Annotated in this window: 11 protein-coding genes and 1 pseudogene; 8 read left to right on the top strand and 4 right to left on the bottom strand. The window is 72.6% G+C overall.

From position 1 onward, the window contains the following. Nucleotides 1–192: 192 nt before the first annotated feature. Nucleotides 193–618 (top strand): SRPBCC family protein, encoded by a 426-nt coding sequence (locus EJG53_RS38835; RefSeq protein WP_125048816.1) that lies wholly within the window; start codon nucleotides 193–195, stop codon nucleotides 616–618. Between the two features lie 57 nt (nucleotides 619–675). Here the strand turns inward: EJG53_RS38835 and EJG53_RS38830 are convergent, their stop codons facing one another. Both EJG53_RS38830 and EJG53_RS38825 read right to left on the bottom strand, forming a co-directional pair. Beyond that, the gene (locus EJG53_RS38830) at nucleotides 676–1,014 is read right to left on the bottom strand and encodes an STAS domain-containing protein (protein ID WP_125049872.1); all 339 of its coding nucleotides are present in this window, start codon (nucleotides 1,012–1,014) and stop codon (nucleotides 676–678) included. A 262-nt stretch (nucleotides 1,015–1,276) separates the two neighbouring features. After that, nucleotides 1,277–1,819 (bottom strand): MarR family winged helix-turn-helix transcriptional regulator, encoded by a 543-nt coding sequence (locus tag EJG53_RS38825; protein WP_174856511.1) that lies wholly within the window; start codon nucleotides 1,817–1,819, stop codon nucleotides 1,277–1,279. 81 nt (nucleotides 1,820–1,900) lie between these two features. On the opposite strand from EJG53_RS38825, the gene EJG53_RS38820 reads away from it, so the two are divergent. Then, entirely contained in the window at nucleotides 1,901–3,082 is a 1,182-nt protein-coding gene (locus EJG53_RS38820) for a PP2C family protein-serine/threonine phosphatase (RefSeq protein ID WP_125048815.1), read from the top strand. Nucleotides 3,083–3,208: 126 nt separating this feature from the next. Here EJG53_RS38820 and EJG53_RS38815 read toward each other — a convergent pair whose 3' ends face one another. Continuing rightward, a complete protein-coding gene (locus EJG53_RS38815) occupies nucleotides 3,209–3,445 on the bottom strand; it encodes a hypothetical protein (RefSeq protein ID WP_241268866.1) in 237 nt (78 codons plus the stop codon). 356 nt (nucleotides 3,446–3,801) lie between these two features. Between EJG53_RS38815 and EJG53_RS38810 the strand changes: the two genes are divergently transcribed. The 3 genes and pseudogenes from EJG53_RS38810 to EJG53_RS43510 form a co-directional block, all read left to right on the top strand. After that, complete coding sequence (locus tag EJG53_RS38810) at nucleotides 3,802–5,112, top strand: phytase (RefSeq protein ID WP_125048814.1); 1,311 nt, start codon at nucleotides 3,802–3,804, stop codon at nucleotides 5,110–5,112. 90 nt (nucleotides 5,113–5,202) lie between these two features. Beyond that, nucleotides 5,203–5,784: a hypothetical protein gene (locus EJG53_RS38805; RefSeq protein ID WP_125048813.1), complete on the top strand. Its 582-nt coding sequence runs from the start codon at nucleotides 5,203–5,205 to the stop codon at nucleotides 5,782–5,784. Then, a pseudogene (locus tag EJG53_RS43510) lies at nucleotides 5,781–6,185 on the top strand (RDD family protein); the annotation flags it as partial. The gene EJG53_RS38805 and the pseudogene EJG53_RS43510, both read left to right, overlap by 4 nt. Nucleotides 6,186–6,281: 96 nt before the next feature. On the opposite strand, the gene EJG53_RS38795 reads toward EJG53_RS43510, so the two are convergent. Continuing rightward, nucleotides 6,282–7,691, bottom strand: a complete 1,410-nt coding sequence (locus EJG53_RS38795) for an MFS transporter (protein WP_125049869.1) — start codon at nucleotides 7,689–7,691, stop codon at nucleotides 6,282–6,284. A 186-nt stretch (nucleotides 7,692–7,877) separates the two neighbouring features. On the opposite strand from EJG53_RS38795, the gene EJG53_RS38790 reads away from it, so the two are divergent. The 3 genes from EJG53_RS38790 to EJG53_RS38780 are packed head-to-tail and all read left to right on the top strand — an operon-like array spanning nucleotide 7,878 to nucleotide 11,057. Further along, nucleotides 7,878–8,300, top strand: coding sequence for a DUF7144 family membrane protein (locus EJG53_RS38790; RefSeq protein ID WP_125048812.1), 423 nt, complete (start codon nucleotides 7,878–7,880; stop codon nucleotides 8,298–8,300). 13 nt (nucleotides 8,301–8,313) lie between these two features. Continuing rightward, a complete protein-coding gene (locus tag EJG53_RS38785; RefSeq protein WP_244955522.1) occupies nucleotides 8,314–9,246 on the top strand; it encodes a PPK2 family polyphosphate kinase in 933 nt (310 codons plus the stop codon). Continuing rightward, complete coding sequence (locus EJG53_RS38780) at nucleotides 9,243–11,057, top strand: SulP family inorganic anion transporter (RefSeq protein ID WP_125048811.1); 1,815 nt, start codon at nucleotides 9,243–9,245, stop codon at nucleotides 11,055–11,057. The genes EJG53_RS38785 and EJG53_RS38780 overlap by 4 nt, the downstream gene beginning before the upstream one ends. The last annotated feature ends 49 nt before the right edge of the window (nucleotides 11,058–11,106 follow it).

Raw genomic sequence — 11,106 nt, 5'->3', positions numbered from 1 at the left:
GCCCCGGCGGGCCGCTCGTAAGCACTGCCCCACAGACCGGGTACCCCGTCCGTCCCCGGGTACAAGGGCAACCTCGGACCGGCTCACGACAGGGCCGGCCGGGAGCACCGGAACCCCGCGGACACGGCCGTGCGCGGCCGTGGGGGCGGGGGCCCGTCCCTGACCGCTCATGAGATCAAGGAGGAATTCGCCATGTCGTCCTCGCTGCTGGAGAGTGTGGACATCGAGGCTCCCGTCGCGGTGAGCTGGGCGCTGTGGGCGGACGTCACGCACTGGCCGAAGTTCCTGAGCCATGTGCGGACGGTCGAGCGCCTGGACGACACGCATTTCGCCTGGCAGCTCTCGCTGCCGGGCGCGGACAAGAATTTCGTGGCGGAACTCACAGAAGTGAAACCACAGGACCGTATCGCCTGGAAAACCACGGAGGGCGTCCATCACGCGGGCGTCGTCACCTTCCACCGGCTCAGTGACACATCAAGCCGTGTCACGCTGCAAATAGAGTACTCACCGGAAGGTTTTGTGGAGCATCTGGGGGCCCTGACCAACCTGGATTCCGCCCTCGCCAACTACGACCTCGGGGAATTCCGGAAACTCGCGGAGACCGCCGCGGCGGGCTGAGCCGGGCGGACCGGCCGGCCGGAGACAGGCCCGGCAGCCGTTCGACGGCACGTACGGCTACGCCCCCGGGCGGGCCACGCCGTCGGCGGCCGCCGCCTCCCGCACCGTCTCGTACAGCGGCAGCACCCCGTCGAGGCCGGTCATCTCGAAGAGGCGGCGCAGCCCGGGTGACGGGGCGGCCAGGCGCAGCCGGGTGCCGAGGGCGGCGTGCTGCTGCAACAGCACGTTGACGGTCGTGGAGTCCGCGAAGTCCACCTGGGACAGGTCGACGACGACCGGCCGCGGATCACCTCCGGCCGGCCCGGCCCCGTCCGTGTCGCCGCCCGTCGCGCGGAGGGCGTCTTCCAGTGGTGCGACGGTGTCGATGTCGAGCGGTCCGGTGACGGCGACGACCACCGCGTCCTCGGCACGGTGGCCCTCCCGCACCACGACCTGCGTCGGCCGGTCTGGGCTGGACTGTGACTGCACGGTCATCCTCGGCGGTTACGGGATCGGTGGCCGGATCCGGACTGCTGTCCGGCCGGATCGGATGATCAACAATAGAAGCGATTGTTGCCGTTTGACAATATTCCAGAAAGGCAACAATCTTGTCCCCGTCACTGAGTAACACGGCTCTGCCCGGAGTGACTTCGGATCGAGAAGCGGGGCCTGAATGACTTCACGCGGTGTCCGCGCTGTCCGCACCGAACGTGCGGCGCCCGGCGACCGGGCGGCCTCCCTTGGCCTCCTTCGCCTCCTTGGCCGTACGGTGCAAGGCCGCCGCCCTGCGGAACGCGGCCAGCCCCGACGCCAGATCGGCGACCTGCGCCGGATCCATCCGCGCCACGATGGCCGCGACCTCGCCGGTACGCGCCGCCCGGTACTCCTCCAGGAAGGCCCGCCCGCGCAGGCTCAGCCGCAGCTCCACCTCCCGTCGGCTCGTCGCGCTCTGACACCGCTCGGCCAGCCCCATGGCCTCCAGACGGTCGCAGAGGCGACTCACCGCGGGCGGTCGCGAGCCAAGTTCGTCGGCGAGAGCGCGCAGGTTAGTACCCTCGTGTTCCTCGATCACCAGAAGAGCCCGCAACTGGGACGGCGAGACCTGCGCCGAGCGAGCCGTCTCCTGACCGCGGCCCCACAGCACCTCCAGCAACTCGGAGGCGGCAAGGGTGGCCTCGGTCACCTGCTCGCGTGGGTACGACTGACCGGGGAAACGGGACACACGACCACTCTGTCACCCTCCGGCCGCCCGCGTCAGCCCGGCCATGTCGAAATCCACCGAAATAAGAATGTTTGAGAGACCGTGACCCTGAGCTGTGATGTCGAAAGAGCGGTTCGCGCGGCGGCGCCGCACGCCTTGGTGGACGCGCTGCGCGCAGCGCTCGCCGCGGCCTACGGAGCCACGGCCGTGCATCTGTTCCTCGCGGACTACGGCGGTACGGTGCTCAGGCCGTTCTCCTCGCTCGGCGAGGACCCCGCGGCCGCGCTGTCCATCTCCAACACACCGGAGGGACGCGCCTACGGCAGCCAGGAACGGCACGAACGGCAGGCCGGACAGGACGGCGCCGTCGACCACCACCTGCCGGTGACGGTCCGCGGCGAACGCCTCGGCATCCTGACCGTCCGGCTGCCCGCCGACCGCAACCAGCCCGGGGTCGCCGACGACCTGGCGCACGCGGCGGACCTGCTCGGCCACGAGATCTTCGTCGCCGAGCGCGACACCGACGTCTACCAGCGGGCCCGCCGTACGACCCGGCTCACCCTGGCCGCCGAGATGCAGTGGCAGCTTCTGCCCGCACGCGCCTGTGTGGCCGAGGAGTACGCCATCGGCGCCCAACTGGAGCCGGCCTACGCGATCCACGGCGACAACTACGACTGGGCCGCCGACGCGGACGAGCTGACGCTCGCCGTCACCAACGGCATGGGCACCGGCATCGAGGCGTCCCTGCTCTCCCACCTCGCGGTGAACGCGCTGCGCAACGCCCGCCGCGCCGGCATCGGCATCGCGGACCAGGCGGCCCTCGCCGACCAGGCCCTCTACGCGCAGTACCGCGGCTCCGCCTACGTCTCGACGCTGCTGCTCCGCTTCCGGCTCGCGACCGGCCGGGTGGAGGTCGTGGACGCCGGCTCGCCGCAACTGTGGCGGCGCCGGGGCCGGACCATCGACCGCGTCCCCCTCGAACCGCAGCTCCCGCTCGGCATGTTCGAGGAGACGCAGTACGTGGCCCAGGAGTTCGAGGTGCTCCCCGGCGACCGGCTCCTCTTCGTCAGCGACGGCGTGTACGCGGCGGTCTCACCGCCCGGCGAGGAGTACGGCGAGCACGCTCTCGCCCGCGCGATCCACGCCACCAGCCTGCTCCCCGCGGCCGGCGTCCCCCGGGCCGTCCTGCGCGACCTGGCCGAACACCGCGACGCCGAGTCGATGGACGACGCGCTGGTGCTCTGCCTCGACTGGTTCGGCAAGGCGGGGCACCGGGAGGGGTGAGACGGGGCCGGGCGTAGGGGCCGGCCGTACCGGCCGATTTTCGGGCCGCTTTTCCGGCGGCGCACCGGGGCGCGGCTCGCACAGCGCGCGTCCCGGTGCCCGCGGCCCGGCCTCCCCGGTCTGTCGCTACTTCTTGATCCAGCCCTTCTTCACCAGGGCGTCGCAGGTGGCCACCGGGTCCTTCTTCCCCTTGTACTGCTTCTTCACTTCCTTGAGGCAGTCGGCGTACGGGAACGGAGGACCGCTCTCCGCCGCCCGCGGGTGCACCGTCGCGGCCGCCTCGACGGCCGTCCCGGCGAACAGCACACCGCTCGTCGCAACCGCCGCGGCCAGGGCGAAGCTCATCCGTCGCATGGTCGTCATCTCTCCTCGGGTCTCTTCGGGTCTCCTCGCGCCGGAATCCAGCGCTCCGGACGCGCGTGAGCCTTCCGGCAGCTCGTCGGGGACCAGCGGCACGAAAGGACTCGACCCCGCCCAACGAGCCGGTCCGCCGCGGGAAACGCCGTCCGGCCCGTGGTCGCACCGTTGCCACGGACACGGAATCCGTACGGGTGCACTTGCGGACGTGCCATGGAACGCGGCGCCCCCTGCGCGGCGGGCCGGTTCCGGCCGTTCACGTCCCGGAGGGGTGACGGTCACGTTACCCACTGGTAAGTGGTCACCCACGGGCTCCAGACTCCCCGTGCTTCCCCGTCCTCCCGACACCAAGGAGCTTCCACGTGGCCACCTCCCGCAGCGCCCGTACGGCAAGCTGCCTGCTCGCCACGGCACTCGCGGCGCTCGCCGTCACGGCCGTGCCCTCCCCCGCCGGGGCCACCCCGTCCGCCACGCTGCCCGCCGTCGCCCCGAAGGCCGAGACCCCGGCCCTGCACGACGACGCGGCCGGCGGCAACGCCGACGCGGACGACCCGGCGATCTGGCGCGACTCCGCCGACCCGGGCCGCAGTCTGGTGATCGCCACCGCCAAACAGGGCGGCCTGCGGGTCTACGACCTCGACGCACACGAGGTGCAGTCCCTGCCCGCGCCCGCCGCGCCCGGTCCGGGCCACGCGCCGGGCCGCTTCAACAACGTCGACCTGATATCCGGCCTGCGGCTGTCCACGGGCCGCGCCGACCTCGCGGTGACCAGCGACCGCGGCAACGACCGGCTGCGCTTCTACCGGATCGACCGTGACCGGGCCGGCGGCCCGCTCACCGACGTGACGGACCCCGTGGCGCCGCCCGTCTTCTCCGCCTCGCAGCAGGAGATCGACGGGCAGCGGACCGCGTACGGCCTCGCCACCTGGACCGACAAGGCCAGTGGCCGCTCGTACGCGCTGGTCAGCCGCCGCGAGCGGACGACCCTCGCGCTCCTGGAGCTCACTCCCGGCGCCGGCGGCACGGTCGGCTACCGCAAGGTCCGCACCCTGGACCTGCCCGCCGCCTTCCGCCTCCCGAACGGCACGTCGTGGTCCCCCTGCGCCGAGCCCGGTGAACTGCCGCAGGTCGAGGGCATGGTGGTCGATCCGGACAACGGCACGCTGTACGCGGGCCAGGAGGACGTCGGCATCTGGCGGCTGCGCGCCGACCTGACCGGCGCGCCGAAGCTCGTCGACAAGGTCCGCGAGTACGGCGTCCCGGCCACGTACGACGAGGCGACCGAGAAGTGCGTCGCGGGCGCCGACCCGGGCTACGGCGGCAAGCGGCTGACGGCCGACGTGGAGGGCCTGACGCTGGTCACCGAGCCCGGCGGCGACGGCTACCTGCTGGCGTCCAGTCAGGGGGACAACACCTTCGTGGCCTACGACCGCGAGGTGTCCGACCACAACGAGTACGAGGGCGGTTTCCGCGTCACCGCGGCCTCGGCGGCCCTCGACGGCTCGGAGGAGTGCGACGGAGCCGCCGCGCTGGCGGCGCCGCTGGGCGCCAAGTACCCGAAGGGCCTGCTCGTCGTGCAGGACGGCCACGACACTCCCGAGGACGCCGAACGCCCCTCGACCGGCTTCAAGTTCGTCGACCTCGGGGACGTGCTGAAGGCCGTGGACGGCTGATCCACGGCGGGGCCGGGCAGCGGGCTCCGGCGATAGGGGTCACCCGCGGCGGATGAAGCGGGGTCCGCCGTGCGGCGTTGCCATGCGGCCATGGGTGCACACCACGGCGTCGGCGGCGCGCCGGGAGCTGTCCTGTTGCTCGGTCCACGGCTGGCCCTGGGGGCGGTGGTCGCCGTGGGTACGGCGGTGGGCACGGCGGCCGTCCGGATCGGTGACGGGATCGACCGCGCCCGGCGGGCCGCGCTGCGGCGGGCCGTCGCCGCGGTCGTCGCCCAGCTCGACCTGGACGCCCTGGTGGCGCGGGTGGACGTGAACAAGGTGGCCGACCGGGTGGAGGTGAACCGCGTCGCCGACCGGGTGGACGTCGACCGGGTCGCGCGCCGGGTCGACATCGACGCCCTGCTGGTGCGGGCCGATCCGGTCGGTCTCGCCCGGCAGGTGCTCGAAGAGATCGACATCGGCAGGATCGTCCGGGAGACGGGCGGCAGCATGACCGGCGACGCGCTGGACGCCGTACGGCTGCGGAGCGCTCGGGCCGACCGACTGGTGGATGCCTTCACCGACCGGCTGTTGCGACGGAACGGTAGCGTTCCGTCGTCGCCACCGTCCCGGAACGGCGGCACCGTCGAGGACTCCGGGTCCGGCGCGCCGGCCCGCCGGACCGCCCCGTGACGCCACCCTCGCCCGCCATCAGCCCCTCCCACCTGCAAGGCCGCACCGCGGGGCCGGTCTCCCGCGCCCTGGCGGCCGTCGCGGACGCCCTGGTCGTGCTGGGCATCGCCGTGCTGACCGGACTGGCCCTCGGAGCCGTCCGGTTCCTCGTGTCCGGGCCGCCGTTCGCGGTACCGAGGCCGTCGGACCAGGTCACCGGAGTCTTCGGGGGCTGTCTCGCCGTCGGGTACCTGGCGGTGGGCTGGTCGGTGACGGGCCGGACCGTGGGCGGCCTGCTGATGGGGCTGCGGGTGGTGCGCCGCTCGGGCCGGCGGCTCCGGGCGGGCCGTGCCCTGCTCCGGGCCGTCCTGTGTGTCGCGCTGCCGCTGGGGCTGCTCTGGGCGTTGCCGAGCAGGCGGAACGCGTCCGTGGCCGATCTCGTCGTACGCAGCGCGGTCGTGTACGACTGGCACGGCCGGTACGGCGGACGGGCCGTCCGGCGGACGGGAGTCGCCGGGTCAGCGCGGCGCCCGCTGCCGAGGGAGCAGCGTGGCGGCGACGAAGCCACCGCACCCGACGGCGGCCAGCACGATCAGCGCGGCGGCGTAGGAGCCGAAGGCCAGGTCGGCGACGAGGATGGTGCCGGCGACCGCGGTGCCCAGTGAGGAGCCGAGGTTGGACACGCTGCGCGACAGGCCGGAGATCTCGCCCTGCTGGTCCTCGGGGAAGCTGGACTGCACGACGTTCACCGACGGGGTCAGCATCACCCCGAGCCCCAGGCCGATCATGAGCAGTCCGGGGGTGGTGGCCCAGGCGCTCGGGGAGCCGCCCGCCATGGCGAGGAGCGTGCCGATGCCGGCGACCGTCACGGCGAAGCCGGTCATGACCAGGGTCCGCGGGGTGCGCCGCTTCGCGAAGCGCTCGGCGGCCAGCGAGGCCGCGAGGATGCCCGCGGTGGCCGCCGTGAAGATCACTCCGGTGCGGACGGCGTCGTAGCCGCGGACGACCTGGAGGTAGGCGGCCACCACGAACGACACCCCCATGAGGATCAGCCACTGGAGGTTCTGCGTGAGCAGGCCGAGGTTGGACGTGCGGTCCCGGAACAGGCCGGTGGACAGCAGCGGTTCGCGGCCCGCGCGCTCCCGCGCCCGTATCCACCGGAAGAACCCGGCCAGGACGAGGGCGCCGAGCAGGAGCAGTCCCGTCATCAGCCAGCCGTTGTCGTCGGCGGCGAGGATGCCGGTGACGACGAGGACCAGGCCGACGGCGGACAGGACCGCCCCGCCGGTGTCGAAGGGCCGGGTGGGCTCCGGGGGCAGCGGGTCCGCGATCCGGCGGCTCAGTACGACGATCACCGCGACCACCAGCGCCTGGAAGAGGAAGGCCGCCCGCCAGCTCAGCCCCGTGGTGATGAGCCCGCCGATCAGCGGTCCGGCGGCGGCGCCGACGCCGCCCATCGCCATGATCACGCCGAACGCGCGGGCGCGGGCGGTGATGTCCGTGAAGAGGAGCGTGGTGAGGACGTAGACCGGCGGGATGAGCAGGGCCGTACCCACGCCTTCGAGGATGGAGTTGCCGAGGATCAGTACGCCGAGGCCGGGCGCGGCCGCGCTGAGCAGGGCGCCGACGCCGTAGACGGTCAGTCCGGCCACCAGGCACCGTTTGCGGCCGAACCGGTCGGTCAGCTTGCCGCCGGGGATCATCAGTGCCGCCATGACCAGCAGGAAGATGGTGATCGCGAGTTGTACTCCCTGCACGGTGGTGTCGAGGTCCTTGCTGATGTCGTTGATCATCACGTTCATGTTGGAGCCGGCGAAGCTGCAGATGAACTGGGCGAGCGCGAGCGGTACCAGCACCTGGCGCGGTGGGCTCGGCGCGGGTCCGCGGGTCCCCGTGCCGGGTCCGGTGGGGCCGGTCGGTACGGTCATCGTCTGGCCTCCGATCGCTGCTGCCCGGCGGGCGGCACGGGCCGTCCGCCGGGCGCCGTTCATCGTCCCGGCCGGGTGATCGCGCGTCGTCACCCGCCGGGGGTGACGACGCGCCCCCGGCCTCCGGGGCACCCTCGGCGCCGACGCGGGGCAATCCGCACCCGCCTCGGAGACGGAGGGCCTGTCATGGCCACCACGACCAGCCCGCACCACCGCTCGGCAGGAGTCACGGCCGCCGCGAGCGGCCTGACCATCTTCGCTGCCGTGATGCTGTTCATCTCCGGTGTGCTCGACCTCTTCCGGGGCATCATGGGCATCGCCGAGAACGAGGTCTTCCTCAACACCCCCAACTATGTGTTCAAGTTCGACCTGACCAGTTGGGGATGGATCCACCTGGCCTTCGGGGCGGTCGCCGTCGTCGTGAGCCTCGGTCTGTTCACGGCGGCCACCTGGGCCCGGGTCCTCGCGATCGGCATCGCGGCGCTGCTGATCATCATAAACTTCCTCACCATTCCCTACTATCCGGTCTGGTCGATCACCCTGATCGCGCTCTACGGGGCCACCATCTGGGCCCTGTGCGTGGTCCGCCGGGACACCTTCAACGATTAGCCGGAGCGGTTCCGTGCCGGGCCGGGCGGTGCGCACGGCGGACGAGTGGGCCGGGCGGATCGCGCAATTCATCGCGCCCCTGCGGGTGGAGCCGGGGTCGGAGGTCGATCTGGGCAAGGACTTCGACCCCGGTCACAAGGCGGGTATCAGGCGCAAGCGCGACGGTGAGGAACTGCTGCGGACCGGTGTCGCCCTGCTGGCCGACCAGCAGCGGCGGCTGGCCGCGCAGGGCACCCACGGGGTGCTGGTGTACCTCCAGGCGCTGGACGCGGGCGGCAAGGACGGCACGATCCGGCACGTGATGACGGGCGTGAACCCGCAGGGCGTGCACGTGGTCGGCTTCAAACAGCCGTCCGCGGAGGAACTCGACCACGACTACCTGTGGCGCTACGCCTGCCATCTGCCCCGGCGCGGGGAGATCGGGATCTTCAACCGGTCGCACTACGAGGAGGTCCTGGTGGTGCGGGTGCACCCGGAACTCCTCGACCGGCAGCGGCTGCCGGGCCGGGGCCGGCGGCAGGACCTCTGGCGCCGGCGCTTCCGGGAGATCAACGACTGGGAGCGGTACCTGAGCGACAACGGCTTCCGGCTCGTGAAGCTGTTCTTGAACCTGTCCAAGGAGGAACAGCGGCGCCGGTTCCTGCAGCGGATCGACGTCCCCGAGCGCAACTGGAAGTTCTCGGCGGCCGACACCCGCGAACGCGCCCGGTGGGACGACTACCAGCGGGCGTTCTCCGCCATGCTCTCCGCCACCAGCACCCGCTGGGCGCCGTGGTACGTCGTGCCCGCCGACCACAAGTGGTTCGCGCGCATCTGCGCGGCCGCGGTGCTCGCCCACGTCCTGGCCGGTATCGATCCGCAGTACCCGGACGTCGGCGAGCAGGCACGGCGCGAACTGGCCGAGGCCCGGAAGGCATTGGAGGCGGAACGCGGGCGGCCGCGATGACCGGTGCCGACGGCGGAGGGGGCCGCCGGACGACGGTGGGCCGGGGGTCCCGGGCCCTGGCGAAGGCCCGCGGAGCGGCACCCGGCCTCCGTACGTTCTCGGGCTACCGGCGGCAGTGGCTCGTCAAGGACCTCGTCGCCGGTGTCGTGCTGACCACGCTGCTGGTGCCGCAGGGCATGGCGTACGCGGAACTGGCGGGGCTGCCCGCGATCAACGGCCTGTACACGTCCGTCCTGTGCCTGCTGGCGTATGCGGTCTTCGGCCCGTCCCGGATCCTGGTGCTGGGCCCGGACTCCTCCCTCGGCCCGATGATCGCGGCGACGGTGCTGCCGCTGGCCGCCGCCGGGGGTGACAGCGGGCGGGCGGTGGCGCTGGCCTCGGTGCTGGCGCTGCTGGTCGGTGCGGTCATGGTCCTGGCGAGCGTGGCGAAGCTGGGCTTCATCGCCGATCTGATCTCCAAGCCCACCATGATCGGCTACATGAACGGGCTGGCGCTGACCATTCTGATCGGTCAGTTGCCGAAGCTGTGCGGCTTCTCCACGGACGCCGACGGGCTGCTCGGCGAGACGTCGGGTTTCGTCCGTGGCCTGGCCGACGGGAAGGCGGTGCCCGCCGCCGTGGCGGTCGGCGTGGGCGGGGTCGTACTGATCCTGGTGCTCCAGCGGTGGCTGCCGAAGGTGCCCGCGGTGCTCGTCATGGTGCTGCTGGCGATGGCCGCGACGCCCCTGTTCGACCTGGCCGCACGCGGCGTCGGTCTGGTGGGCACGCTGCCCACGGGCTTCCCGCCCCTGACCGTCCCGCACCTCGCGTGGGACGACCTCGCTCCCCTGTGCGCCGGGGCGGTGGGCATCGCCCTGGTGTCCCTGGCCGACACCATCTCCAACGCGTCGGCGTTCGCGGCCCGTACCGGGCAGGAGGTCCAGGGCGACCAGGAGATGCGCGCGATCGGGGCCGCGAACCTGGCCGCCGGGCTGTTCCAGGGCTTCCCCGTCAGCACGAGCGGCTCGCGGACCGCGGTGGCCGAGCGCGCGGGCGCCCGGACCCAGCTCACCGGAGTCGTCGGAGCGGTACTGATCATCGTGATGCTGGTGCTGTTCCCCGGCCTGTTCCGGAGCCTGCCCCAGCCCGCGCTGGCCGCGGTGGTCATCACGGCGGCGCTGTCCCTGGCCGATCTCACCGGAGCGGCGCGGCTGTGGCGGCGGCGCAAGACGGAGTTCCTGCTGTCGGTCGCGGCCTTCCTCGGGGTGGCACTGCTCGGTGTGCTGCCCGGCATCGCGGTCGCGGTCGGCCTGTCGATCCTCAACGTCTTCCGGCGCGCGTGGTGGCCGTACAACACGGTGCTGGGGCGGGTGCCGGGGCTGGAGGGCTACCACGACGTCCGCTCCTACCCGGAGGCCGAACGCCTGCCCGGCCTGGTGATCCACCGCTTCGACGCGCCGTTGTTCTTCGCCAACGCCAAGGCCTTCCGCGACGAGGTGCTGCGCCTGACCCACGGCGATCCGCCGCCCCGGTGGGTCCTGGTCGCCGCCGAGCCGGTGACCGACGTGGACACCACCGCGGCCGACGTGCTGGAGGAACTCCGCAAGGGGCTCGAAGCGCGACACATCCGCCTGGTGTTCGCCGAGCTGAAGGACCCGGTGCTGGCCAGCCTCAGGCGTTACGGGCTGACCCGCTCCTTCGGCGGCGACCGCTTCTTTCCCACCGTCGAGTCCGCCGTCACCGCGTTCCGCGCCGGGAGCGACGCGGTGTGGACGGCGGCCGGGCCGCCTTCCGGGCCCGGTACGGACGGCGGCCCGCCGCGGGCGGACTGAGCCCGCGGCGGGCCGGTGGCAGGCGTACGGTGCTCAGACGTGCGGCGCG

This window comes from Streptomyces chrestomyceticus JCM 4735 (assembly GCF_003865135.1).
Classification (GTDB): Bacteria; Actinomycetota; Actinomycetes; order Streptomycetales; family Streptomycetaceae; genus Streptomyces; species Streptomyces chrestomyceticus.
Note: the sequence above shows the minus strand (reverse complement) of the source record. Positions and strands in the feature narration are given on the sequence as shown.

Coding starts and splice junctions, on each gene's coding strand:
- EJG53_RS38835 (WP_125048816.1), top strand. CDS start 193: ATGTCGTCCTCGCTGCTGGAGAGTGTGGACATCGAGGCTCCCGTCGCG.
- EJG53_RS38815 (WP_241268866.1), bottom strand. CDS start 3,445: ATGACGACCATGCGACGGATGAGCTTCGCCCTGGCCGCGGCGGTTGCG.
- EJG53_RS38805 (WP_125048813.1), top strand. CDS start 5,203: ATGGGTGCACACCACGGCGTCGGCGGCGCGCCGGGAGCTGTCCTGTTG.
- EJG53_RS38795 (WP_125049869.1), bottom strand. CDS start 7,691: ATGACCGTACCGACCGGCCCCACCGGACCCGGCACGGGGACCCGCGGA.
- EJG53_RS38790 (WP_125048812.1), top strand. CDS start 7,878: ATGGCCACCACGACCAGCCCGCACCACCGCTCGGCAGGAGTCACGGCC.
- EJG53_RS38780 (WP_125048811.1), top strand. CDS start 9,243: ATGACCGGTGCCGACGGCGGAGGGGGCCGCCGGACGACGGTGGGCCGG.